The 25,613-nt window shown below is 64.0% G+C and carries 19 protein-coding genes; 14 read left to right on the forward strand and 5 right to left on the reverse strand.

Annotated elements, in window-relative coordinates; all coding sequences use genetic code 11:
- Position 1: 1 nt before the first annotated feature.
- Together XH85_RS03460 and XH85_RS03465 are read right to left on the reverse strand one after the other, a co-directional pair.
- Positions 2-2,344: a xanthine dehydrogenase family protein molybdopterin-binding subunit gene (locus tag XH85_RS03460; RefSeq protein WP_128930751.1), complete on the reverse strand. Its 2,343-nt coding sequence runs from the start codon at positions 2,342-2,344 to the stop codon at positions 2-4.
- A gap of 83 nt (positions 2,345-2,427) precedes the next feature.
- Positions 2,428-2,928: a (2Fe-2S)-binding protein gene (locus tag XH85_RS03465; protein ID WP_091896516.1), complete on the reverse strand. Its 501-nt coding sequence runs from the start codon at positions 2,926-2,928 to the stop codon at positions 2,428-2,430.
- Between the two features lie 551 nt (positions 2,929-3,479).
- Between XH85_RS03465 and XH85_RS47765 the strand changes: the two genes are divergently transcribed.
- The 5 genes from XH85_RS47765 (at position 3,480) to XH85_RS03490 (ending at position 8,654) form a co-directional block, all read left to right on the forward strand.
- The gene (locus XH85_RS47765) at positions 3,480-3,590 is read left to right on the forward strand and encodes an SRPBCC family protein (protein ID WP_420837926.1); all 111 of its coding nucleotides are present in this window, start codon (positions 3,480-3,482) and stop codon (positions 3,588-3,590) included.
- A 413-nt stretch (positions 3,591-4,003) separates the two neighbouring features.
- Positions 4,004-5,719 carry a PQQ-dependent methanol/ethanol family dehydrogenase gene (locus XH85_RS03475; protein ID WP_128930752.1) on the forward strand — a complete coding sequence of 572 codons (1,716 nt, stop codon included), beginning with the start codon at positions 4,004-4,006 and terminating at the stop codon, positions 5,717-5,719.
- Between the two features lie 138 nt (positions 5,720-5,857).
- The gene (locus XH85_RS03480; protein WP_338025602.1) at positions 5,858-7,048 is read left to right on the forward strand and encodes a c-type cytochrome; all 1,191 of its coding nucleotides are present in this window, start codon (positions 5,858-5,860) and stop codon (positions 7,046-7,048) included.
- 123 nt (positions 7,049-7,171) lie between these two features.
- On the forward strand, positions 7,172-7,858 hold the full coding sequence (locus XH85_RS03485) for a response regulator (RefSeq protein ID WP_091896604.1): 687 nt from the start codon (positions 7,172-7,174) through the stop codon (positions 7,856-7,858).
- A gap of 103 nt (positions 7,859-7,961) precedes the next feature.
- On the forward strand, positions 7,962-8,654 hold the full coding sequence (locus XH85_RS03490; RefSeq protein ID WP_164940586.1) for a response regulator: 693 nt from the start codon (positions 7,962-7,964) through the stop codon (positions 8,652-8,654).
- A gap of 147 nt (positions 8,655-8,801) precedes the next feature.
- On the opposite strand, the gene XH85_RS03495 is transcribed toward XH85_RS03490, so the two are convergent.
- Together XH85_RS03495 and XH85_RS03500 are read right to left on the reverse strand one after the other, a co-directional pair.
- A complete protein-coding gene (locus tag XH85_RS03495) occupies positions 8,802-10,160 on the reverse strand; it encodes a hybrid sensor histidine kinase/response regulator (RefSeq protein ID WP_128930754.1) in 1,359 nt (452 codons plus the stop codon).
- A complete protein-coding gene (locus XH85_RS03500; RefSeq protein ID WP_128930755.1) occupies positions 10,157-11,323 on the reverse strand; it encodes an FIST N-terminal domain-containing protein in 1,167 nt (388 codons plus the stop codon). The genes XH85_RS03495 and XH85_RS03500 overlap by 4 nt, the downstream gene beginning before the upstream one ends.
- A 258-nt stretch (positions 11,324-11,581) precedes the next feature.
- Here XH85_RS03500 and XH85_RS03505 point away from each other — a divergent pair, with 258 nt between their 5' ends.
- Together XH85_RS03505 and XH85_RS03510 are read left to right on the forward strand one after the other, a co-directional pair.
- On the forward strand, positions 11,582-13,621 hold the full coding sequence (locus tag XH85_RS03505) for a methyl-accepting chemotaxis protein (RefSeq protein WP_128930756.1): 2,040 nt from the start codon (positions 11,582-11,584) through the stop codon (positions 13,619-13,621).
- Between the two features lie 414 nt (positions 13,622-14,035).
- Entirely contained in the window at positions 14,036-16,069 is a 2,034-nt protein-coding gene (locus XH85_RS03510) for a methyl-accepting chemotaxis protein (RefSeq protein ID WP_128930757.1), read from the forward strand.
- A gap of 230 nt (positions 16,070-16,299) precedes the next feature.
- Here the strand turns inward: XH85_RS03510 and XH85_RS03515 are convergent, their stop codons facing one another.
- The gene (locus XH85_RS03515) at positions 16,300-16,674 is read right to left on the reverse strand and encodes a DUF3175 domain-containing protein (RefSeq protein ID WP_128930758.1); all 375 of its coding nucleotides are present in this window, start codon (positions 16,672-16,674) and stop codon (positions 16,300-16,302) included.
- A gap of 182 nt (positions 16,675-16,856) precedes the next feature.
- Here XH85_RS03515 and XH85_RS03520 point away from each other — a divergent pair, with 182 nt between their 5' ends.
- The 7 genes from XH85_RS03520 to XH85_RS03550 all read left to right on the forward strand — a co-directional run bounded on the left by XH85_RS03520 (position 16,857) and on the right by XH85_RS03550 (position 25,448).
- Positions 16,857-18,341 carry an MFS transporter gene (locus tag XH85_RS03520; protein ID WP_164940176.1) on the forward strand — a complete coding sequence of 495 codons (1,485 nt, stop codon included), beginning with the start codon at positions 16,857-16,859 and terminating at the stop codon, positions 18,339-18,341.
- 3 nt (positions 18,342-18,344) lie between these two features.
- Entirely contained in the window at positions 18,345-19,166 is an 822-nt protein-coding gene (gene otsB, locus XH85_RS03525) for a trehalose-phosphatase (protein ID WP_128930760.1), read from the forward strand.
- 231 nt (positions 19,167-19,397) lie between these two features.
- The gene (locus XH85_RS03530; RefSeq protein WP_128930761.1) at positions 19,398-20,861 is read left to right on the forward strand and encodes a trehalose-6-phosphate synthase; all 1,464 of its coding nucleotides are present in this window, start codon (positions 19,398-19,400) and stop codon (positions 20,859-20,861) included.
- Positions 20,862-21,112: 251 nt separating this feature from the next.
- Positions 21,113-21,814 carry a protocatechuate 3,4-dioxygenase subunit beta gene (pcaH, locus tag XH85_RS03535; RefSeq protein ID WP_128930762.1) on the forward strand — a complete coding sequence of 234 codons (702 nt, stop codon included), beginning with the start codon at positions 21,113-21,115 and terminating at the stop codon, positions 21,812-21,814.
- Entirely contained in the window at positions 21,815-22,417 is a 603-nt protein-coding gene (gene pcaG, locus XH85_RS03540) for a protocatechuate 3,4-dioxygenase subunit alpha (RefSeq protein WP_128930763.1), read from the forward strand.
- A 201-nt stretch (positions 22,418-22,618) separates the two neighbouring features.
- On the forward strand, positions 22,619-24,307 hold the full coding sequence (locus XH85_RS03545; protein WP_128930764.1) for a methyl-accepting chemotaxis protein: 1,689 nt from the start codon (positions 22,619-22,621) through the stop codon (positions 24,305-24,307).
- A gap of 49 nt (positions 24,308-24,356) precedes the next feature.
- Positions 24,357-25,448 carry a phosphotransferase gene (locus tag XH85_RS03550; protein WP_128930765.1) on the forward strand — a complete coding sequence of 364 codons (1,092 nt, stop codon included), beginning with the start codon at positions 24,357-24,359 and terminating at the stop codon, positions 25,446-25,448.
- Positions 25,449-25,613: the final 165 nt, after the last annotated feature.

The raw sequence follows: 25,613 nt of genomic DNA on the forward strand, positions 1-25,613 counted from the left end.
CTTAAGCCGCGTGGATCGTGCGCCATACCCTGTCGGGGGTCGCGGGCATTTCCAGATTGTTCTTGCCGATCGCATCCGTGATCGCGTTGATCACGGCTGCAGAAGCGCCGATCGCGCCGGCCTCACCGCAACCCTTGATGCCCAGGGGATTGCCCGGGCACAGCGTCGTGGTGTGGGAGAGGTTGAACGAGGGCAGGTCGTCGGCACGCGGCATGGAGTAATCCATGAACGAGGCCGTCACCGGCTGGCCGTTGGCATCGTAGATCGCGTGCTCGAGCAGCGCCTGCCCGATGCCCTGGGCGAGGCCGCCATGGACCTGTCCCTCGACGATCATCGGGTTGATCAGCCGGCCGAAATCATCGGCTGCGACAAAGTTGACGAAGGAGGTCTTGCCGGTGCCGGGATCGACCTCGAGCTCGCAGATATAGGCGCCGGCCGGGAAGGTGAAGTTGGTGGGGTCATAGAAGGCGCTCTCCTTCAGGCCCGGCTCCATCCCCTCAGGCAGATTGTGCGCGGTGTAGGCTGCGAGCGCGACCATCGGGAAGGCGATCGCCTTGTCGGTGCCCGTGACCTTGAACTCGCCGTTCTCAATGACGATGTCGGCCTCCGACGCCTCCAGCGCATGCGCGGCGATCTTCTTGGCCTTGGACTCCATCTTCTCCATCGCCTTCAGGATCGCGGTGAGACCGACGGCTGCGGAGCGCGAGCCGTAGGTGCCCATGCCGAACTGCACCTTATCGGTGTCGCCATGGACGATCGAGACCTGGCTGATCGGAACGCCCAGGCGGTCGGCGACGAGCTGGCAGAACGTGGTCTCGTGGCCCTGGCCGTGGCTGTGCGATCCCGTGAGGATCTCGATGGTCCCGACCGGATTGACGCGCACCTCGGCCGATTCCCACAGGCCGACGCCGGCACCCAGACTGCCGACGGCTTTTGACGGCGCGATGCCGCAGGCCTCGATGTAGCAGGACACGCCGATGCCGCGCAGCTTGCCTTGTGATTTGGCTTGTGCCTTGCGGGCAGGGAAGCCGGCATAGTCGATCGCCTTCATCGCGGCATCGAGTGAGGCGTTAAAGTCGCCGGTGTCATAGGCCATGATCACAGGCGTCTGGTGCGGGAACTGGGTGATGAAGTTGGTCCGGCGCAGCTGGGCCGGATCGACCTTCAGCTGCCGTGCCGCCGTCTCCATCAGCCGCTCCAGCAGGTAGCTGGCCTCGGGTCGGCCGGCGCCGCGATAGGCGTCGACCGGCGTGGTGTTGGTGTAGACGCCGATCACCTCGGCATGGATCGCCGGGATGTTGTACTGGCCCGACAGCAGCGTCGCGTAGAGATAGGTCGGCACCGACGACGAGAACAGCGACATGTAGGCGCCGAAATTGGCGTAGGTCTTCACCTTCAACCCGGTGATCTTGTTGTTGGCGTCGAAGGCCATCTCGGCATGGGTCACATGGTCGCGGCCATGCGCGTCGGTGAGGAAGGCCTCGGTGCGGTCGCCGGTCCACTTCACGGGACGACCGACCTTCTTGGAGGCCCACAGCGCCACCATCTCTTCGGGATAGATGAAGATCTTCGAGCCGAAGCCGCCGCCGACGTCGGGCGCGATCACGCGCAGCTTGTGCTCGGGCGCGATGTTATAGAACGCCGACAGCACGAGGCGGGCGACGTGCGGGTTCTGCGACGTGGTGTAGAGCGTGAAATGCTCCTCCGCCGCGTCGTAATCGGCGATCGCCGCGCGCGGCTCCATCGCGTTCGGGGCGAGGCGGTTGTTGGTGACGTCGAGCTTGACCACATTGGCGGCCTTCGAGAAGGCTGCATCGACCGCACCCTCGTCGCCGATCACCCAGTCATAGACCTGGTTGCCAGGGGCTTCGGGATGCAGCTGCGGCGCGCCGGCCTTGATCGCGGCGTGCATGTCGGCGACCGCGGGAAGCTCCTCGTAATCGACGACGACAGCTTCCGCCGCGTCGCGCGCGAGATTCTTGCTCTCGGCGATCACGACCGCGACGGCCTGGCCAACGAACCGCACCGTCTCCGGCGCCATCGCCGGCCATGCGCCCATCTTCATCGGGCTGCCATCCTTGGAGGTGATGGCCCAGCCGCAGATGAGGTTACCGACCTTGTCGTCGACGAGTTGCTGTCCCGTGAGCACCGCGACCACGCCTGGCATCTTCAAGGCGGCAGAGGAGTCGATCCCCTTCACCTTGGCATGCGCGTGTGGGCTTCTGATGAAATAGGCATGAGTCATGCCCGGCAATTTGATGTCGTCGACGTACCGGCCCTTGCCGGTAATGAAACGCTTGTCTTCCTTGCGCACGACGCGCGCACCGATGCCTTCAACACCCATGTCTGGTCCTCCCGACCGGAAATTTGTTGACCGGCGCTTTCCATCGAAAGCGGCAGTGGTTTTCTTGTTCGCGGCGGCCCGCTTTACTCGGCCGCCTGCGCAACCTTCATGCGACCGGCTGCATCCAGCACGGCTTTGACGATGTTGTGGTAGCCGGTGCAGCGGCAGATATTGCCTTCGAGCTCTTGACGGACGGTGGCTTCGTCGAGCTGGCCGCCAGATCCTTGAGCTTGATGGCGCTGCACGATGTCGATCGCCGACATGATCATGCCCGGGGTGCAATAGCCACATTGCAGGCCGTGATTGTCGCGGAAGGCGGCCTGCATTGGATGCAGCTCATCGCCCTTGGCGATGCCTTCGATCGTGGTGACGTTCGCGCCGTCCGCCTGTCCCGCCAGCATGGTGCAGGATTTCACGGCACGGCCGTCCATATGCACGACGCAGGCGCCGCACTGGCTGGTGTCGCAGCCGACATGGGTCCCCGTGAGGTTGAGGTGATCGCGCAAGAGGTGGACCAGCAGCGTGCGGTCCTCGACGTCGACAGCAACGGCCTTGCCGTTGACCGTCAGTTTGACTGTAGACACGTGAAGTCCTCCCAGAATGATTTTGATTGGTTCTAATTAGAAACAGCGCAACGGAACTTTGCAACTGGCATTTTGGTGACCTCGCGTCATGGAAAGGTCATCGTGGCGGCCGTCACGGCGCGCGATTCGATCATGATGCGCCACGCCGCCGCCAACGCATGGCGCGACCGCAAGCTAGGTTCGGAAAGTTCTCATCGCGTCCGCGGACAACGTCGCATCGCGTCCGAAGCCGCGTACGGCCGTCGCTCGCCTGCGAGCTCAGCCCTCCCGCACGTTGTTCTCCCTTGGATGTCTTGTTCCCTAGTGTGAATAGGAGCACGCGCTCGCGGCTTTGCAATCGCGATCTTGGTAGTAGGCGGCGGGACGCTAAGCCATTGATTTTATTGCGGGTGCGCCTGGGGTGCGCCGAGCGCCTGATGTCGCTGTGCCGGCCCTCGCGCCACGTCGGCGAGGGCCGGCGGCGTGGGCGGCTTCGCCAAGGGCGGCGCGAAGGCCAGGCTTGAGGGAGAGGTACCGACGTCACCACCCTGCATTGCGAAGCCGAGGCGCAGATCGGCGGCAAGCTCGCGCAGCTCGACTCGTGGTTGATCGATTCGACGTCGCGAAAACTTGCCGCGAACTTCTTCGAAAACTTCGCGGCGGTGGTAGCGCCATCATCGTGACTGCGCCGCACGATCGTTGCGCGATGCCCGATGCGTGCGGCCGGCTTGCGCGCGACATTGCCAAGCTGGCGAAGCAGTGGGACGAGGCAAGGTCAACACAAGCTCCCCTGTCGTCCCGGATCAGCGCTCACTTCGTTCGCTTGTCCGGGACGACGACCGAGAGTGAGGCGATGCCGTCGGTCCCCACACTCGCTTGGTGCGTTTCCACCTGAAAATCAAGGCAAGGAGCCGAGATTCGACAACGAGATGCGCGACGAAAGCGCCGACGATTTGCACTACTACCTTCCGCCTATACTAAGCGCGAAAAGCCGATGCTGTAATTTGCGCGATGGCTCGCAGGCAAACTGCGCATCGGGAGCGCAATGCGTTCCAGCGCCCAACCGGCGTACACAACAACACCGCGGAGGGAATACATGACCTTTGGAACGAAGGGTTTTTTGGCTGGTATTTCGATGGTTGCGATGCTGGCCGCCGGCACATCAGGCGTCCGTGCCAACGACTCGCTGATCAAGGCACAGTCCGATTCGAACCAGTGGGTCGTTGCCGGCCACGATTACGGCAATACGCGTTACAGCCCGCTCAAGCAGATCAATACCGAGAACGCCGGCAAGCTGACGCTCGCCTATTCGTTCTCGCTGGCGTCGTTGCGCTCGAACGAATCCTCGCCGATCGTCGTCGGCAACACGCTGTACGTCTCGAGCTCCTGGGGTCCGAAATACGTCTATGCGCTCGATGCCGCGACCGGTGCGCGCAAATGGACCTGGGAGCCCGAAATTCCCGATGACGTGCTGCAATATGCCTGCTGCGACGTGAACAACCGCGGCGTCTCCTATGCGGACGGAAAGATCTTCGTCGGCCGGCTCGATGGCAAGCTGACGGCGCTCGATGCCGCGACCGGCAAGGCGCTGTGGACGACGAAGGTCGTCGATTACAAGCAGGGTTCGGTCATCACCTCGCCGCCGCTGGTGGTGCGCGACAAGGTCATCACCGGCTTCGGCGGCGGCGAATACGGCGTGCGCGGTTCGCTCCAGGCCTTCGACATCAACAGCGGCAAGCAATTGTGGCAGACCTTTACGGTTCCCAGTCCGGATGAGCCCGGCGGCGACACCTGGAAAGGCGATTCCGCCCAGCATGGCGGCGGTGCGGCCTGGCTGGTCGGCTCCTACGATCCCAAGAGCGACACCGTTTATTGGGGCACCAGCAATCCCGGTCCGTGGAACACCGGCGTTCGTTCGACCGGCGACGGCAATTTCGGCAAGCTGACCAATCTCTACACCGCCTCGACGCTCGCGCTCGATCCCAACACCGGCAAGATCAAGTGGCATATCCAGACCACGCCGGCCGATGCCTGGGACTATGACGGCGTCAACGAAGCCGTGCTCGCAGATCTCAAGATCGGCGGCAGCACGGTGCCGGCGCTGATGAAGGCGGATCGCAACGGCTACTTCTTCGTCGCCAACCGTGAGACCGGCAAGGTGCTCTCGGCGGAGAAATACGTCTTCTCCAACTGGGCGAAGAAGTGGGACGTCAACACCATGCGGGCGGTCGAAGATCCGGACAAGCGTCCGGGGCCGGGCCATCCCGCCAAGGACATCTGTCCGAACCTGATTGGCGGCAAGAACTGGCAGCCGATGTCGTTCAATCCGCAGACCGGGCTCGTCTACATCCCCTCGAACAATGTCTGCATGGACTGGTCGGTGTCCGACGTCGCCTACAAGCGCGGCGTGTTCTATCTCGGCGCCGAATTTCCGACCAAGGAAGGCCCCGGCGGCTTCCTCGGCGAGCTCGTGGCCTGGGATCCCATCGCCCAGAAGAAGGTCTGGTCGATCAAGGAAGATCTGCCGTTCAACGGCGGCACGCTGACCACCGGCGGCGGCCTCGTGTTCGCCGGTAACATCCATGGTGACTTCCGCGCCATCGATGCGAAGTCTGGCAAGGTGCTGTGGAGCAAGAATCTCGGCTCCGGTATCGGCGCGGGACCGGTGACCTACAGTGTCGACGGCAAGCAGTACGTCGCCATCGTCGTCGGCCGCACGGCTGCATTGCCCGCGTTCCTGGGCGAGGTTGGGAAGAAGATGACGGCCGCAGCCCCCGAGGGCGGTTCGCTCTTCGTGTTCTCCGTCCAGTGACGACTCGCGCGCGTATCCCGGAGAACGGGATACGCGCGCGCTTTCTCGACATCGCGCGGCGACGGCATCGGCCAGATCTCGGGCCAGATCCTGTGTTGCCACGCTTGGTCCAACAATTCCCACCTGCCGGAGATGAGGATGCGTCCGATCAATCCAGGAAATGGCAACAGCCGACTTCGCACCATCGCGGGACTGCTCGCATGGGCCGGCGCGTCCGCGCTGATTGCATCGGCCGCAACCGCTCACGCAGACGAGGCGAAGCCGTTCCGTCTGTGCGCCGATCCGACCAATCTGCCGTTCTCGAGCGATAATCCGTCGCGGCCGGGCTTCTATGTCGAAATTGGCCAGGCGCTGGCGCAGGCGCTCGGCCAACCGATCACTTACGATTGGTACAAATCCTATTTCGGCAAGCGCACCGTGCGGGTCACGCTGCTGGGCAAGCAATGCGACGCCATGATCGGCTTGCCACGCTCCGAGGATTTCATGGGACCTGCCGTGATCTTCTCCAGCACCTTTGCGAAGGAAGGCTACGCCCTGGTCGCGGCGAAAGGTCAGGCGATCGGCGGCGTGGAAGACCTCAGGGGCAAGCGCGTCGCTGTCCAATACGCCAGCACACCACAAAACCTCCTTGCGACACGTGACAACATCCAGAAGGTGACCGTGCTCTCGCCCGAGGAGGCCATGCAGGCGCTCGATCAGGGTAGGGCCGACGTCGCCTTCATCTGGGGGCCCGTCGCCGGCTGGTTGAACATGACCGCCTATCATGACCGCTATCAAATCCGGCTCACCGAAGGCGAAGGCCTGTCATGGGATGCCGCCATCGGCTTTGCGAAGGGTTCGACCGAGCTGCGCGATCGGGTCGATGCGATCCTGCCGACGCTTCAGAGCACAATCGCCGATCTCGCGGTGAAATACGGCTTGCCGGCTGGACAGCCTGTCCGCTTTGGCGCGGCCCAGGCTGTGCCGGCGGGAACCACGACAGGAGCGGCCCCCGGGCCGAGCGTGAGGCAGGTCGCAAATGTGGTGGCAACCGAGATCAAGAGCGATGCATCTGCGCCGAATGCGGAGACCATCGGCGCGGGCAAGGAGATCTTCAACGGAACCTGCGCGCATTGCCATGGCCCCGACGCCATCCAGAGCGAACGGAAGATCGATCTGCGGCTCTTGCGTCACCGCTACGGCGACGACATGCGCGACACGTTCTGGAAGACCGTGCATGAGGGACGTCCCGCCAAGGGCATGCCGGCCTGGAAGGAGGTCTACACCGACGACCAGTTCGACAGCATTTATTCCTTCCTGCTGACCGTCCAGGTCGAATCGAACGACTGAACGGCCTTGACCGGACGGGATCGGGAAGATGTGGTAGCGTCCATCATGCATCTTTCCGACGCCGGACCGGCGCAGGATGGGTGCGCTGCCGCCGCGCGTGCGGTGGATCCTTTGGAAGGCGCCATGGCCAGCTTCCTGATCATCGACGATCATCCGCTGTTTCGCGAAGCTCTGGGCAATGCAGTGCGGCTCGCCTTGCCGGAGGCCCGCATCCTGGAGGCGATGTCGATCGAGGACGCCCTGCACATCCTGTCGGCCGAACAGGGGATCGACCTCGCGCTGCTCGATCTGTCGCTGCCGGATGCGACCGGCTTCTCCGGCTTTCTCCGCTTGCGCGAAACCTATCCGCGCCTGCCGGTCGCCATCGTATCGAGCGAGGAGGACCAGCATGTGGTCCGCGAAGCGCTGGCGCTCGGCGCGGCCGGCTATCTCCCGAAGTCGACGTCGAAGCGCGAGCTGGCCCAGTCGATCGAGGGCGTGCTGTCCGGATCGGTATCGGTGCCCCGGGATTTCGTGCCGACGCCGCCGCGGCGAAAAGCCGAGACCAGCAAGGCCCTCGTGGTCAAGCTCCGCGAGCTCACGCCGCAGCAGCTTCGGGTGCTGGACCTGCTTCGCCGCGGTTATCCGAACCGGCAGATCGCGCAGGAGCTACAGCTTGCCGAATCCACGGTGAAAGCGCACATCACCGAGATCCTGCGCAAGCTCGGACTGTTCAGCCGCAACAAGGCGATCATCGAAATCGGCAAGATGGACCTGCCCGATCCCAGGAGCCGGCCCTATGCGAGGGTCGATCGTGGGAGGCCGCAATGATCCGCGTCGTCGTTCTTGACCTGGATCAAACCGGCCCGGACCGGCTGATACATGCTCGGTTCAAGCTTGAACCCGGCAACGATTTGGGAATGGCTCACGCGTGATGCGATTTCTGATTGTCGAAGACCATCCGTTGTTTCGAGAGGCGCTCGAAGGCGCACTGCAAATGGTGGCGCCCGGGGCCGAGATCCTGCAGGCGACGTCGGTCGACGGCGCGCTCGAGCAGCTGTCCGCGGGCGCCGAGCTCGATCTCCTCCTCCTCGATTTGTCGATGCCGGGCACGACCGGCCTCTCGGGCATCATTCGCATCCGCAAGGCATTCCCGAAGGTTCCCGTCGTCATCGTGTCGGGGCATCAGGATCCACGCATCATCTCCGGCGCCTTGTCGCTCGGGGTGGCCGGCTACATCTTCAAATCCTCGTCCAAGCAGGAGCTTGCCCAGTCGATCGGCGAGGCGCTGCAGGGTCTCGTCTGTATTCCCGACGCCTATCGCGCACTCCGGCCGCGGCGGGCCCCAAGTCCCGCGCATGACCTGCTGAAACGGCTGCATGACCTGACGCCGCAGCAATTGCGGGTCCTCGAAATGCTCAAGCGCGGCCTGCAGAACAAGCAGATCGCCTATGAGCTGAAGATTTCCGAGACCACCGTGAAGGTCCATGTCTCGGACATCCTGCGCAAGCTGAACGTGCTGAGCCGCACCAAGGCGATCGTCGAAATGTCGCAGATCGATTTCGCGACGCTGGCAGGCGAGGGCACTACGCTGAGGCGCGAGCGTGCCCAACCGGATCAGCAGTGACACGAATTTCTTCCGTCCCGTCCCATCGATTGGCGGTCGTTCCTGTCGGTTATTTTATTTAAGAATCAATGTCTTGGCGGAATGTAATTCGTTACCGCTACTGTGCATGGGGTTGTTTTTCGATATTTTGTGTGACCGTCGCACCAGCTAGCTCAGCAGGAACGACAGCAGCGCGCGCATCTCGGCAGGCTTGACCGGCTTCTTCAACACTTCGAGGCCGGAGAGGCTCGCTTGCTTGGCGGCCTTCTCGGAGTAGTCGGCGGTGATAATCATCGCGGGCACGTCGAGCTTCAGTTGCTGCCGGATGTCGGCTATCGCCGACAATCCGCTTTCGCCGTGATCGAGATGAAGATCGGCGATGACCGCGTCGGGCGCGCCGCCCAGCTCGCTGAGACGCAGCAGCGCTTCCGCAGTCGATCGCGTGGTCGCGACATCGCAGCCCCAGCCTTCCAACAAGGCGGCCATGGCCTCGGAGCCGGATGGATCGTTCTCGACCAGCAGGATCTTGGCGCCTTCGAGGCCGCCATATTGACGTTCGGAGAGCTTGGTCTCGTGCACCTCGTCGCTGACCTCGGCGAGATCGGCCGGCTTGAGCTCCAGGACGAATGTCGATCCTTTGCCGACCTGCGACGACAGCTGCACCGCATGTCCGAGCACCGTCGCGAAGCGGCGAACGATGGAGAGACCGAGCCCGAACCCGGCCTGGTCGGTTGCGCTGGCCTCACCGCGCTGGAATTCGCGAAAGATTGCCTCCTGTTGCGCCTGCGCAATTCCCGGTCCGGTGTCGGAGACCTGGACGCAGATGCGGTTGTTCCGGCGCCTGCATCCCATTACGACGCCGCCGCTGCGGGTGTAGCGGATGGCATTGGCAAGCAGATTTTGCAGGATGCGCCGGAGCATCATCACGTCCGACGACACCGCGAGCGGCGAGTTGCGGATCCGCAAGGTCAGGCCTTGCCGTGCGGCGATCGGCGCGAATTCGTTGCGGAGCTGCTCGAACAGCGGCGCGAGCGCCAACGGACGCACGTCGGGCCTGAGGGCGCCGGCGTCGAGCTTGGCGATCTCCAGCAACGACCGCAACAGGTCCTCCAGCGTCACCAGCGAGCGGTCGACCTGGTCGATCAGCAGGCCCGCCTCCTGCGTCTCCATCATCTCGGCCAGCGCCGAGAGCGTCAGGCGCGCCGCGTTCAGCGGCTGTAACAGGTCGTGGGTGACCGAGATCAGAACGGACGATTTGAGCGAGCTTGCGGCCTCGGCCTGCTGCTTGGCGCGATACAGACCCTCATTGGCGCGTTCGATCGAATGCAGCGCCTCGCGCAACTGGTGCGTCCGGTCTCGAACCTGGCGGTCGAGCGCGATGGCTGTCTCGAACAACGAGAAGGCATTGAGCTGCTGGTCCATCGAGCGTTCGACCCGGGACATCAGCGCGGCATTGATCTTCTTCAGCTTCGCGGTTTCCCGCTGCAGCTGTTCGACCGTTTCGGCATCCTGCCATAGCCCGGTCACGAGGAGCGCCTGCCGATGGCGACGCCCGTGAACGTCTGGTTCACATGCATCGAGCCGAACTGTTCGCCGTAGGTATGAAAACCGACCACGCGATTCTGGTGGTAGAGCTCGGACATGTCGCGGGCGAGCTGGTGCTGCTCGGCGTCGAGCCGGCGCAGCAGGCACTCGAAACCGATATAGAGCGAGACCTCGCCGATCTGGTCGCGCGTTTCCGCGAAGGCCTCGCGCGTCGTGCCGACGAGGCTGCGCGATGTCGCCGCCGTCAGCACCATGCCCTCGTCGATGGCGCAAAAGAAGTGCAGCGAGCCGTCCGGTTCGACGCGCTGGATCGACCGGGCGTAGTAGGAGCCGCCGACGCGGACCAGAACCGGATGCGAGGCGAACGAGAACGGATCGAGCTTGGCGTCCATGATCCCGACGACGCGGGAATATTCCTGAGCCGCGGGCTCGGCGTTCAGTTCCCTGACCGTTCGATTCTCGATGTCGGCCTCGGTGACCACCATCTTCTGCGGCCGCGGTTCGAAATTGTCACATTTGAACACCCGGAACGGCAGCGACGTGCTCAGGAGGATCAGGAGAGCGGCATTCGTGTACGCCTTGCCGTCGAGGAACACCCAGGTCCTCTCGAAGCGCATCCCGTCGCCCGCAGATCCACCGACGATCGGAATGTCGTCCAGCGAGGCATAGATCGCGGACATCACCGCTTCTTCCCGGCGGCACAGGCCGTCGATCAGGACCAGACCGAACGGATTTCCGCGCTCGACCTGGGAGGACACCCGCAGCAGCTCCTGCCGAAGCTCGGCGCCGATCCTGCGGCCGTCCCCGACGCGAAAACTGTCGAGATTGAGGATGGGGCGCACCACGGCCGAGAAGTCGGCTCGGCTGAACGCGAGAGCGACGACGCTGTTCTCGTCCCAGCCGTCGGGGGCAAGCTCGCCGGCAGTGGTGCAACCGCAGACCGGGACCCCGTCAAATTGTCGGCTGATCTCGGCGATGAATTGGTGTGGATCGTAGCTCGGGGAGACGAAGAGCAGAATGAGCGCCAGCTCGTCGGATGGGAGCTGGCCGGCGAGGTCGGCAACGGCTTGTTCGGCGCCCGCGGCCTTCGACTTCGCGACAGCAACGCCAGACGCACCGCCAAACCGAAAGTCGGTTTGCCCCACTCCGTTTCTCCCCTCGAGGACCCGCTCGGTCTAATGCCAAGTGCCTGACAAGTGTCCAAAGAGTATGGCCTTTTTCGCCCGGTCGCAACACGGCGGCCAGGTGGCCGGGGCGGGTGTTCCGCACCAAGCCGCCGTTGCGGAGGGGGGACGGACGAATTTACCGCCCCTTGACGATTCTGCCCTAATTTTCATCGCCGGTCCGGAAGGGGCTGCTTCCAGGCCGCGTTGCACGTGCAAGAACAGATCTTGGGGGTTGGAATGTCCGGGCGTACCGCATCGCCGTCGAAGCGCACACTATTTCCGACCCTCAGATTTCGTACCAAGATCATTCTGGGCTTCGCCGCAGTGCTGGTGATCTCCGCCGGCAGCATGGCCTTCTCCTATTTCGGCTTCGAGCGGGTTTCCTCCGGGGTCGGATCCTACCGCACCAGCGTTTCCGAGGCCGACCTTGCCCGCAACATCGACCGCGAGCTGCTCGGCTATCGTTCGGCCGCCCGCTACTTTGTCGTGACCGGCAAGGAGGACGACGCCAAGGCGGCGCTGGAGGCGGAAGCCAACCTGAAGGGCGCGATCGACCAGGCCATCAAGAGCGCCAAGAAGCCGGCGCGGCAGGAGGGCCTCAACAAGCTCGCCAAGGAGTTTTCCAACTTCTCCGCGACCTTTGCCAAGATTTTGCAGGCCAAGCGCGACAGCGCGCTGCTGGTCCAGAACCAGCTCCAGCGCAACGCCAATCTCCTGAAATACAAGCTCGACGACATCGGCAACAACGCCTCCGACGCGGAAGCGCAGGCGATCGAGTTCGGCACCAAGCAGGTCAATGCCCAGTTCCAGACCGCAAGTTCTGCCGCGAGCAATTTCATCCTCAATTCCGACCAAGCGGTCGCGGCAAGCGCGCTGGCGCGGCTGAAATTCGTCGATAACTCGCTCGGTGCGGTCTATTCCATGGACGACAAGATCGTCGCCGGGCTGAAGGACGCCAAGGCGCTGCTGGGGGCCTATCGGCAAGCGCTGGAGAAGCTGATCGCCAACGCCAAGATGATCGATGACCTCGTGACCGAAATGAGCGGCTCGGCTGGGGCGATCCTTCAGGGCGCCACCGCCATGAAGGCGGACCTCGTCGCCGAACAGCAGCGGCTGGAAGCGGAGTCGGAAGCGACCATCGGACAGACCGAGCAACTGGTGCTGATCCTCGCCGTCGGCGGCACGCTGCTCGGTGCGGTCCTCGCCTTCCTGCTCGGGACCGGCATGTCGCGTCCGATGATCGCGATGTGCAAGGCGATGCGGGAGCTGGCTTCGGGCAATTTCGACGTGGTGCTGCCGGGACTTGGCCGCAAGGACGAGATCGGCGAGATGGCCGGCGCGGTCGAGGAGTTCAAGGTTCAGGCGGTGGCCAAGGCCGAGCGCGATGCCGCCGCCAGCGAAGTCCAGAACCGGGAGCAGGCGGCAAGCCGCCGCGCCGAGCTGATCCGCTTTGCCGACGATTTCGAGAGCGCCGTCGGCGCCATCGTCTCCAATGTCTCGGCCTCCGCCGTGCAGCTGGAATCGGCCGCCTCCACGCTGACCCGCACCGCCGAGACCACGCAGAGCCTGTCGAGCCAGGTCGCCGGCGTCTCCGAGCAGGCCTCCTCCAACATGCAGTCGGTGGCGACCGCGACCGAAGAGCTGTCGGCCTCGGTCGAGGAGATCGGCCGCCAGGTTCGCGATTCCAGCCGCATTGCCGAGGCCGCCGTGGTGCAGGCCAAGGAGACCGACGGCCGCATCGGCAAACTGTCGCATGCCGCCCAGCAAATCGGCGAGGTGGTCAAGCTGATCACGGCGATTGCCGAGCAGACCAATCTTCTGGCGCTCAACGCCACCATCGAGGCGGCGCGCGCCGGTGAAGCCGGCCGCGGCTTTGCGGTGGTTGCGAGCGAGGTGAAGTCGCTGGCGAGCCAGACGGCGAAGGCGACGGATGAAATCTCCTCGCATATTACCGGCATGCAGGGCGCCACGGCCGAATCGGTCGCCGCGATCAAGGAGATCGGCGCGACCATCGGCCAGATCTCGTCGATCTCGACCTCGATCGCGAGCGCCGTCGAGCAGCAGGGTGCGGCAACGCAGGAGATCGCCCGCAGCGTCCAGACCGTCGCCCAAGGCACTCAGACCGCGGCCACCGATATCGGCGAGGTCAACCGCGGCGCCGCCGAGACCGGGTCGGCCTCGGAAGAGGTGCTGAACTCGGCCAAGACGCTGTCGAGCGAAAGCACCCGCCTGCGCGCCGAGCTCGACCGCTTCATGGCGAATATCCGGGCGGCGTAAGGGCCCGCTGTCGCACTACCCTCTACTGTCGTCCCGGACAAGCGCGCCCTCAAGCGCGCGCCGATCCGGGACCCATAACCACCGAATTGCGTTGCTGCACGAGCTGGCAACTCCGAATCTTCGCAAAACGATTGCTGCGGAGTATGGGTCCCGGATCTGCGCTCCGCTCCTGACAACGCTTCGCGCTGCCAGGGCTCCGCTTGTCCGGGACGACGGTGGAGGATTTGCGCGCCGGCCTTCAATTTGTAGCGGCGCGGGAAAGCCCGCCTTAAGAAATCCCCGCGTCACCTCACCGCCAGTTGCGGTGCCACAAATTTACCACAGCTTATCCTTTGCCCCGTAACGTGCCGCGGAGTCGGGGAGCGGGCTGCTTCCGGCTGCGCCTGGTTTTCCGCGAATGGAATGGGGTGGGGAATGTCGGTCAAGTCGAAGTCGCAGCAATCGAAGCTGCCAACGCTACGGTTTCGCGCAAAAATCATCCTTGGCTTCGTGGCGGTGCTCGCCATCCTCGCCGTCAGCATGGCTTTCGCCTATTTCGGCTTCGAGCGGATCCAGGCCGCCGTGGGCTCCTACCGCGCAAGCGTCTCGGAAGCCGACCTCGCGCGGACCGTCGATCGCGAGCTGATCGCCTATCAGGGGTTGGCGTGGGCCTACACGTTGACCGGCACGGCGGATGACGAGACCGCGGCCAAGGCCGCCGAAGAGAATCTGAGGAGCGCGATCGGCAAGTCGATATCCGCCACGACCGGGGCCGCCCGCCGTGAGCAGGTCGGTAAGCTCGAGGCCGAATTCCAGCGCTTCACAAAGGTGTTCGGTGAGATCATCACCCTGACCCGCGAGAACAACAAGATCGCGGCCGATGAGCTCAACAGCGTCGGCAACAAGATCCGCTTCAAGTTCGACGATCTCGCCGACACGGCTGCGCTGGCGGGGCTTGCATCGGTCCAGACCACGGCCAAGGACGTCACCTCGCAATATCTGGCCGTTTCCACCTCGGTCAGCGCCTTCGTCGCCAAGCCGGAGCCGAAGACCGCCGATGGCGTGATCGCCCGCATCAAGTTTCTGGAGACCTTGCTGGTCTCGATCTATGCGAACGACCAGAAGATCACCGACCGCGTCACCGAGATCGGCAATCTCCTGAAGCAGTACCGCACCTCTTTCGCGAAGCTGACCGAAAACGTGAAGGTCATCGTCAAGCTGAACGGTGAGATGACCAAGACGGCCGCGTCGATCCTCAAACTCTCGGCCGAGCTGCGTTCGGACCTCACCGCCGACCAGCAGCGCATCGAGGCGAGCGCCAATGCGACCATCGGGGAGACCGAGCGGCTAATGCTGATGATGGCGCTCGGCGGTCTTGCCGTCGGTGCCGTCCTGGCCTGGATGCTCGGCAATGGTATCTCGCGTCCGATGATCGCGATGTGCAAGGCGATGCGGGAGCTGGCTTCGGGCAATTTCGATGTCGTGCTGCCGGGACTTGGCCGCAAGGACGAGATCGGCGAGATGGCCGGCGCGGTCGAGGAGTTCAAGGTTCAGGCGGTGGCCAAGGCCGAGCGCGATGCCGCCGCCAGCGAAGTCCAGAACCGGGAGCAGGCGGCAAGCCGGCGCGCCGAGCTGATCCGCTTTGCCGACGATTTCGAGAGCGCCGTCGGCGCCATCGTCTCCAATGTCTCGGCCTCCGCCGTGCAGCTGGAATCGGCCGCCTCCACGCTGGCCCGCACCGCCGAGACCACGCAGAGCCTGTCGAGCCAGGTCGCCGGCGTCTCCGAGCAGGCCTCCTCCAACATGCAGTCGGTGGCGACCGCGACCGAAGAGCTGTCGGCCTCGGTCGAGGAGATCGGCCGCCAGGTCCGCGACTCCAGCCGCATTGCCGAGGCCGCCGTGGTGCAGGCCAAGGAGACCGACGGCCGCATCGGAAAACTGTCGCATGCCGCCCAGCAAATCGGCGAGGTGGTCAAGCTGATCACGGCGATTGCCGAGCAGACCAATCTTCTGGCGCTCAACGCCACCATCGAGGCGGCGCGCGCCGGTGAAGCCGGCCGCGGCTTTGCGGTGGTTGCGAGCGAGGTGAAGTCGCTGGCGAGCCAGACCGCGAAGGCGACGGATGAAATCTCCTCGCATATTACCGGCATGCAGGGCGCCACGGCCGAATCGGTCGCCGCGATCAAGGAGATCGGCGCGACCATCGGCCAGATCTCGTCGATCTCGACCTCGATCGCGAGCGCCGTCGAGCAGCAGGGTGCGGCAACGCAGGAGATCGCCCGCAGCGTCCAGACCGTCGCGCAAGGCACTCAGACCGCGGCCACCGATATCGGCGAGGTCAACCGCGGCGCTGCCGAAACCGGGTCGGCCTCGGAAGAGGTGCTGAACTCGGCCAAGACGCTGTCGAGCGAAAGCACCCGCTTGCGCGCCGAGCTCGACCGCTTCATGGCAAATATCCGGGCGGCGTAAGGGCCCGCTGTCGCACCACCCTCCGCAGTCGTCCCGGACAAGCGCGCCCTCAAGCGCGCGCCGATCCGGGACCCATAACCACCGAATTGCGTTGCTGCACGAGCTGGCAACTCCGAATCTTCGCAAAACGATTGCTGCGGAGTATGGGTGCCGGATCTGCGCTATACTCCTGACAACGCTTCGCGCTGCCAGGGCTCCGCTTGTCCGGGACGACAGTGGAGATCTGAAACTCACTCCCGCCCGAACGCCCGCTTCAGCTCCACCTTCGCGCGCTCCAGTCGCGTGTGCTGCGTCTTCGGCAGCGTCTTGCCGGCGCGGTTGATGTAGAACGTCAGCATTGACAGCGCAGAGCGATAGGCGCCGGCCTTGCGGCGCGAGCTGTGCTCGGCCGAACGCTTCAGGGAGCCCGCGATTTTCTTGGGGTCCTTGAGCTTGAACACACCGCGCTTGAGATCGAGCGCGTCGCTCTCCTTCGTCACACGCTGCGACCATCGCTTCGGCGCTGCGCGGCGGCTTGACCTCTTGCGTGTCGTGCTGGCCTTGCGGCGCGCGGTGTTGCGCGCGCCTGTCTTCCGTGAATGTGTCGTCTTTCTGACCTGAGCCATGCGTCAACTCCTTGCAGCTCCATCGAAAACGGATGTTCTCGGCAGCTGTTCCTATGGGAACCCAGCCTCGTCGCAAACGTTGTCGCAGGTGGTAGGCGGAATGCCGCATCCCCATCATCGGATCGACCCCGTCCACGTCATGTGAACCGGGGCCGCTTCCATTGATCAGACACAACAACGCGATGGAATTGCAGCAAAGCCCAGCGCTGAATTATGAATCTGCGATCTCGGCGGTGGCGACGGATCGCGTCGTCGAGACCAGCATTCCCTCGCGCCTCGATGCGCTGCCGTGGAGCGGCTTTCACACGCGCGTCGTGCTCGCGCTCGGCATCACCTGGATCCTCGATGGACTCGAGGTGACGCTGGCCGGTGCGCTCTCGGGCGCGCTGAAGCAGAGTCCCTCGCTGCATTTCTCCAATCTGGATCTTGGCATCGCCAATTCCGCCTATCTTGCCGGCGCGGTGCTGGGTGCACTCGGTTTCGGTTGGCTCACCGACCGCATCGGCCGCAAGAAATTGTTCTTCATCACGCTTGCGCTCTATCTCTCGGCGACGGCTGCGACTGCTCTGTCATGGGATATCGCGAGCTACGCGCTGTTTCGTTTCCTCACCGGCGCCGGCATCGGCGGCGAATACACCGCGATCAATTCGACCATCCAGGAGCTGGTGCCGGCGCGCTATCGCGGCTGGACCGATCTCATCATCAACGGCAGCTTCTGGATCGGCGCTGCGATGGGCGCGGTGGCGGCCATCGTGCTGCTCGATCCAGCCGTGCTCGGTCCCGACATCGGCTGGCGCCTCGCTTATCTGATCGGGGCGACCGTCGGCCTCGTCGTGCTCTTGATGCGGATGTGGATTCCGGAGAGTCCGCGCTGGTTGATGATCCACGGCCGACCCGACCAGGCGCATGCCATCGTCGACGAAATCGAATGCTCGGTGATCGGACAAGGCCAGGATACGAGCGACGGACGCTTTGCGAAGATCCGTCTGAAGATGCGCGATCACACGCCGATCCCCGAGGTCGTCCACACGCTGTTCTCTGCCTATCGTCAGCGCGCGCTGGTCGGCCTCGTGCTGATGAGCGCGCAGGCGTTCTTCTACAACGCCATCTTCTTCACCTTCGCGCTGGTGCTGACCGATTTCTACGGCATCAGCGCCGATCATGTCGGCTGGTACCTGCTGCCCTTCGCCGCCGGCAACTTCCTGGGTCCGCTGCTGCTCGGCCGCCTGTTCGACACGCTCGGCCGCCGTACCATGATCGTGTTCACCTATGGCGTATCGGGCTTGTTGCTGGCGCTGTCAGGCTATCTGTTCTCGATCGGCGCGCTCAGCGCGCAGGGGCAGACGGTGGCCTGGATGATAATCTTCTTCTTCGCCTCGCCGGCCGCGAGCGCGGCTTATCTCACCGTCAGCGAGAACTTTCCCTTGGAGGTCCGCGCGCTGGCGATCGCAGTGTTCTATGCAGTCGGCACCGGCATTGGCGGCGTGATCGGGCCGGCACTATTCGGCGCGCTGATCGACACGGGATCACGCATCAGCGTGTTCGCCGGCTATCTGCTGGGGGCGTTCCTGATGATCGCGGCTGCGATCGTGGCGTGGCGCTATGCCGTCTCGGCAGAGCGCAAATCGCTCGAACAAATCGCACGGCCGCTTGCCTTTATGGAGTAGACTATGAAATCGGAACTTGCGGAAATGGCATTGGACGAGAAGCTCACCATCCCTGGTGACGACGAGACACCGGAAACGGTGCCGGTGCCGCATGCGCTCGTGCCGCATCTGGACGATACCGCGATCCTGCTCGACATCGACGGCACGCTGCTCGACTTGATGCCGACGCCGCGCGAGGTATGGGTGCCGCCGGGGCTGTCGGACACGCTCAATCGTCTGGTGGAACGCACCTCCGGCGCGCTGGCGCTGGTCAGCGGCCGCTCGCTTAACGACATCGACCTGATCTTCGCGCCCGACGTGTTTCGCGCCGTCGCCGGTCATGGCGCCGAGATGCGGCTGTCGGTGGACAGTGAAGCCGATGACGTCCACGCGCCGCCGCTGGACAAGGAGCTGAAGCGGCGGCTGGCTGCGATCGCCAAACTCAGCCCGGGAATTCTGCTCGAGGACAAGGGCTATTCGCTGGCGCTGCATTACCGCCTTGCGCCGCATGCGGAGAAGGCGATCTACGAATCCGTGTCGCTGATCCGCGCCGATCTGCCCAATGCGCCGATCGAGGTGCTGCCTGGCAAATTCGTCTGCGAGATCAAGCATTCCGGCTTCACCAAGGCGAGCGGCGTGCACGAATTGATGAAGCATGAGCCGTTCAGGGGACGTCGTCCTCTGTTCATCGGTGACGACGTCACGGACGAAACTGTGTTCGCGATCATGCCTGATATGGACGGGCTCGCCTTCTCGGTCGGCCGCCGCGCCATGGGTGTGAATGGTCACTTCGATGCGCCGAGCGATGTGCGTGCGTTCCTTGCGCGCTTGCTCGATCCGAGGTGAAACAAAGGCAGCGCCACCTCGCGGACATAATACGCGCCAGCATCGTTGCGCATCGCAATGCATGCTGCGCTACACAAATCGCAAAAAGCTGATGAATCGTCGGGTTCCGCGAAGGAAGCCAGTTCCAACGCGCACGCCCGATTTTGGTTTCAATTCGTTGAAACGATGATCCGGAACCATATTGATGAACGGCAGTTAAACGGGCTGGAATGAAACAGGAGGGGACGACCTGTGAACTTAGTTGTCGTTTCAAATCGCGTCGCGCGCGGCAAACCTAATGAACCCATGACGGGCGGCCTCGCGGCGGCCTTGCTGCCGGTGGTGGAACATTCGGGGGCCATTTGGGTGGGTTCTTCAGGCCGCGTGCGTGATGGCCATCAGAAGGAACCGTTCGCCGAGATTGAAGCACTGGGTTCGGGCGCGATTGCGACGCTGGATCTGCCGGCGGCACATTACGGCGGCTATTACGAAGGCTTTGCTAATTCAGCGTTGTGGCCGGCACTGCATTCGCGCAGCGATCTGATCCGCGTCTCGCGCGAAGATTATGTCAGCTATCGCGAGGTCAACGCCTTCATGGCGCGCGCCTTGATGCGATTTCGAAAAACAAAAACTGCGTTCTGGGTGCAGGATTATCACTTCCTGGCGCTCGGCGCAGAACTGCGTAGTCTCGGCGTCGGCGATCCCATCGGTTTCTTTCTTCATACGCCGTGGCCGGTCGCCGCGGTGGTGCAGGGCGTGCCCAATCATCGCGAGCTGATCACGGCGATGCTGGCCTACGATCTGCTCGGTTTCCAGACCAATGAGGACTGCCAGAACTTCCTCGCTTATGTCGGCGGCGAGCTCGGCCTCGCCATCGAGGACGGTGTTGCGATCTCTCAGCATGGCCGCACGCGCTGTGAAGTGTTTCCGATCGGCATCGATGCGGAAAAGTTCGCGCAATATGCGGCGAAGTCGGCCTCGCATCCCGACGTGTCGCGGCTGCGGCGCAGCCTCAATGGCGAGCGCCTCGCGATCGGCGTCGACCGCCTCGACTATTCGAAAGGCCTCGTCAACCGCATCAGTGCATTCGACCGGCTCTGGACGGAGCAGCCGCAGTTTGCGCGCAGCATCTCGCTGCTCCAGATCGCGAACCCCTCGCGAGGTGGCATCGAGGCCTATGGCAATCTCCAGAACGAGGTCGCGCGCCTCGTCACAGACGTCAATGGTCGTCACGGCGAAGTGGACTGGACGCCAATCCGCTATTTGAACAAGGGTTTTAGCCAGACCGTGCTCGCGGGCCTCTACCGCACGGCGCAAATCGGCGTGGTGACGCCGCTGCATGACGGCATGAACCTCGTCGCCAAGGAATACGTCGCCGCGCAAAATCCGGCCGATCCCGGCGTGCTGGTGCTGTCGAAGTTCGCCGGCGCGGCCAATGAGCTCGACACCGCCTTGATGGTCAATCCGCACGACATCGATGGCATGGCGCGCGCGATCGCGGTCGCGGCCTCAATGCCGCTCACCGAACGCAAGATGCGCTGGGACGCAATGATGAAGAAGCTGCGCGGCCACACCATCCAACAATGGTCGACCGACTTCGTGGCTGAGCTCGAGAAATGCCGGACCGAGAAGGCCGTCGTCGCCCCGCTCGCAGCGCAGCCGCCGCAGGCGCTACGCTGGCTGAAGTCGGCGATATCAGGTGTGCGGTTGATCTAGTTTTGCTCCCTCGCCCGGTTTTTACGGGAAGAGGGTCTGCACATGATTTGTCGAAGGGAGCTGTACCCCCCTTACCCGGATCGCGCCGGACGATGCTTCGCATCGCCGGGACGATCTGACCCGTCCCCGCTTGCGGGCGAGGTGAAGAAAGGAAGCCCGCGAAACCCGCTTCCCCAAATTAGTTATGTCCTATAATGATTGGCGGAAGCGTTGACCGGCCGGTCCACAATGGCCGGGGAGGAGTTCGCCAAATGACATTCATCTATCCCACGGACAGCAACAAGGCGCATCCGCTGCCGCTGTCGCCCGAGTACAAGAGCTCGATCAAGCGCGCGCCGAACAAGCCTTTGATCCCGATGCGCCACACCCTGTCGGAGCTGACCGGTCCGGTCTATGGTCATGAGACGGTGCGCCAGGGCGACAATGATCTCACCCGTCAGCACAGTGGCGAGCCGCTCGGCGAACGCATCATCGTGCACGGCCACGTCCGCGACGAGGACGGCCGCGGCGTGCCGAGCTCGCTGGTCGAGATCTGGCAGGCCAATTCCTGCGGCCGCTATGTCCATGTCCGCGACCAGCACCCGGCGCCGCTCGATCCAAATTTTACGGGCGCCGGCCGCACCGTGAGCGATGCCTCTGGCTACTACCGCTTCGTCACCATCAAGCCGGGCGCTTATCCCTGGGGCAATCATCACAATGCGTGGCGGCCCGCGCACATCCACCTGTCGGTCTTCGGCCATTCCTTCGTCACGCGCCTCGTGACGCAGATGTATTTCCCGAACGATCCGCTGTTCCCGTTCGACCCGATCTTCAATTCGGTGCCGGACGAGAAGGCGCGGGCGCGGATGGTCTCCTCGTTCGATCTCGAGAACACAAAGCCCGAATGGGCGCTGTGCTACCGCTTTGACATCGTGCTGCGCGGCCAGAACGCCACGCCTATGGAGAACCATTAAGTGCAGGATTCTGTGAAGCCAAACGGCATCACCCCATCGCAAACCGTCGGACCGTTCTTCAAATACGGGCTGACGCCAAACGGCGAATACGCCTGGAACGACGCGTTCACCAACTCGACGCTGACGCCCGACGTCACGGGCGACCGTGTCCGCATCGAGGGCCGGGTGTTCGACGGCGACGGCATCGCCGTGCCGGATTGCATGCTGGAGATCTGGCAGGCGGACGCGCAGGGCCGCTTTGCCGACCCGCAGGACAAGCGTGCGCTGCCGAATGCGAGCTTCCGCGGTTTTGCCCGCTGCGGCACGGATAAGGACGGCAATTATTCCTTCGACACCATCAAGCCGGGCGCGGTGCCCGATCCCGAGGGCAAGCCGCAGGCGCCGCACATCCTGCTTGCGGTGTTCGGGCGCGGCATGCTCAGGCATCTCTATACCCGCATCTATTTCAGCGACGAGGCCGGCAACGCCGCCGATCCCGTGCTGGCGCTGGTGCCCACTGAGCGGCGCGCCACGCTGGTTGCGACGCGCGAGGGCGGCAAGGCGGTCTACCGCCTCGACCTGCGGCTCCAGGGCGACGACGAGACGGTGTTCTTCGACGTTTAACTCCCGCGTCGTCCCGGATCTGTGCGCGCCCGAGGTGCGCTTGTCCGGGACGACGGCCGAGCGGGGTAGCGGAAGCCTCCCGACCGTTTTCCCGTAGTTTCCCGGAGTTCGCGCGGTGCAATTTCTGCGCGTAGCAATCCCGTGTTTACCGCAGTCGTTTAGGATCCATTCGGATTTTGACGTGCGGCATTGGATTGTTCCATGAAAATTCGTCTTTCGCTTTCTTCTGCGATCATTGCATTCGGCATCGTCCTGGCCCTCGGTTTCACGGCCGTGGTCTCCACCAGTCTCTATACGCTACGCGAGCTCAAGGTCGGCGGCCCGCTCTATTCCGACATCAAGCTCGGCAACGACCTCATCGCCGACATCCTGCCGCCGCCGGAATACGTCATCGAAGCCTATCTCGAGGCCACCCTCGCCATGCGCGAGCCGGACCAGCTCGCGGCCCATGGCGAGCGCCTGGTTCAGCTCCGCAAGGATTACGACGAGCGCAAGGCATTCTGGGTCTCCTCCAGCCTCTCGGCTGATCTGAAGACCGCGCTGGTGTCGAAATCCGATGCCGAGGTGCAGAAATTCTGGAAGGCGTCCGACCAGCTCCTGCCGGCCCTCAAGGCCAAGGACGCGGCCGCTTCCGAGCGCGCCTATGCGCAGCTCAAGGACGCCTACACCGCGCATCGCACCGTCATCGACAGCATCGTCGAGAGCGCCAACAAGCAGAATGCCGCCATGGAGAAGCTGGCCGCGGATCGCGACAGCTCGATGCTCTACATCCTCCTCGGCGTCTCCGCCGCTGTCCTCGCCTTCATTGCCGCAGGCCTGCTCGGCGTTGCACTCGGCGTGGTGCGCCCGATCGTGCGCATGACTGACACGATGCAGAAGCTCGCGACCGGCGATCTCGCCGCCGACATTCCTTTCGCGCACCGCCGGGACGAGGTCGGCTCGATGGCCGGTGCACTCCTGGTGTTCAAGCAGGCGGCGGTCGAGAATTCCCGCCTGCGCGAGGAGCAGTTGCGGCAGGAACAGGAGGCCGCACTCGCCAAACGCGGCGCCCTGCAGCAGATGGCCGAAACCGTCGAGCGCGAGACCGGCCGGTCGGTCGACACCGCGAGCGCGGCGACGCATGGCGTGGAGCGCGCCGCCACCAGCCTGTCCGAGATCGCAAGTTCGCTCTCCGCGCAATCGCAGGCGGTCGCCGCGGCCTCCACCCAGGCCCTCGGCAGCTCGCAGACCGTCTCGGCTGCGGCGGAAGAGCTGAGCGCCTCGATCCGCGAGATCGCGAGCCAGGTCGCGCGGACCAGCACGGTTACCAAATCTGCGGTCGCCGGCCGCGAGCAGGCGCGCTCGACCATCCAGGCGCTGGCCGGTTCGGTGAAGAAGATCGCCGAGGTCTCCGATCTGATCGGCGGCATCGCCGGCCAGACCAACCTGCTCGCGCTCAACGCCACGATCGAGGCGGCGCGCGCCGGCGAGGCCGGCCGCGGCTTCGCGGTGGTGGCCGCCGAGGTGAAATCCCTGTCCGATCAGACCGCCAAGTCCACCGAGGAGATCGGGCGGCTGATTGCCGAAATCCAGACCTCGACGCAGGCCGCGGTCGATGCCGTCGAGACCATGGGAGGCCACATCGTCGAGATCGACGGCGTCGCGACCTCGGTTGCCGCCGCGATGGAAGAACAGGATGCCGCGACGCGGGAGATCACGCGGTCGATTTCCGAATCGGCGTCCGCGGCACAGGAGGTCTCGGCCAAGATCGGCAATGTCAGCCGCGACGCTGCCTCGGTGAACGAGCGCGCCGCGGAAGTCAGGCAGGCGATCGCCGGCATGGCGGCCAATCTCGAACAGCTGCGGTCGGTGGTGGTGCGGACCGTGCGGGACTCGACTGCCGCGGCTTGATGCCCGGCATCAACTCGGCCGCTGGTGTGTGGGGTTATGATCGTGCAGTATGGCGCGGGACAGGGGCATCGTGGTTATGACATCCCCACAATTGCCGGCGGTCATTGAGCCCGCCCGACTGACGGCCGCGCTACGCAGAGGCGGCGTGCTGGACGCTGGCGCAGTCCGCGAGGTGAAGGTGCTGCATCGGCGTGACACCGTGGTGTCGCACATTGCCCGCCTTGGACTGCGCTATGTCGGCGAATCGGCCGGCGCGCCGCAATCGCTGATCCTCAAGACGCCACATGCCGATTTTGCCAAGACGCTCGCCGATGGCGGCCGGCACGAGGTGGCCTTCTATACGAAGCTCGCTCCGAACATGCCGTGGGGGTTGGTGCCGCGCTGCTTCGACGGACGTTTCGACGAGCCGGGCGGGACCTGGCATCTCCTGCTCGAGGACCTCACCGATAGCCATGAGATCGCAACCCAATGGCCACTGCCGCCGTCGCGCGAGCAAATAGTCGCGATCGTCACCACGCTCGCGCGTTGGCATGCGGCCTGGTGGGACCATCCCGATCTCGGCGACACGATCGGCACCTGGGCGAGCCCCGAAGACAGCGCGCAGCACATGGAGACCTTTGCCGGCCATTACGACCGGTTCGCCGATCTGCTCGGCGATCGCCTCAGCGAAGAACGCCGGCTCCTCTATCGTCGCCTGATTGACCAGTCGGCCCGGCTACCCGAGCGCTACCATTCGCGCCGTAACCTCAGCATCACCCATGGCGATGCCCATACCTGGAATTTTTTCCTGCCGCGCGCTGGCGTTGCCGACACCGTGCGCATCTTCGATTTCGACCTGTGGGGCGTCAATGTCCCGACCAACGACCTCGCTTACATGATGGCGCTTCATTGGTTTCCGGAGCGCCGGCAGGCGCTCGAGCGCCCCCTGCTCAATCTCTATCACGAGACATTGCTCGCAAGCGGCGTCACCGGATACACGCGCGGCGCGCTCGATCGTGACTACCGCTTGTCGGTGCTCTGGCACATCACTAAGCCGGTCTGGCAATGGGCCATCAACATCCCGCCGGTGATCTGGTGGCACCATCTGGAGCGGATCATGATGGCGGTCGAGGATCTGGGGTGCGAGGAGTTGTTGGGGTAACTCGTCCCGCAAATCCGATGTCGTCCTGGCGAAAGCCAGGACCCATTACCCCAGGGAGAGGTTGTGGCACGAGCTGGCAACCGCGAGTCTTCGCCAAATTTCCGCCGGGGGTAATGGGTCCTGGATCTGCGCTTCGCTTGTCCAGGACGACAGCGGAAACTATAG

The sequence above is a fragment of the Bradyrhizobium zhanjiangense genome (genome assembly GCF_004114935.1).
Lineage (GTDB): Bacteria > Pseudomonadota > Alphaproteobacteria > Rhizobiales > Xanthobacteraceae > Bradyrhizobium > Bradyrhizobium zhanjiangense.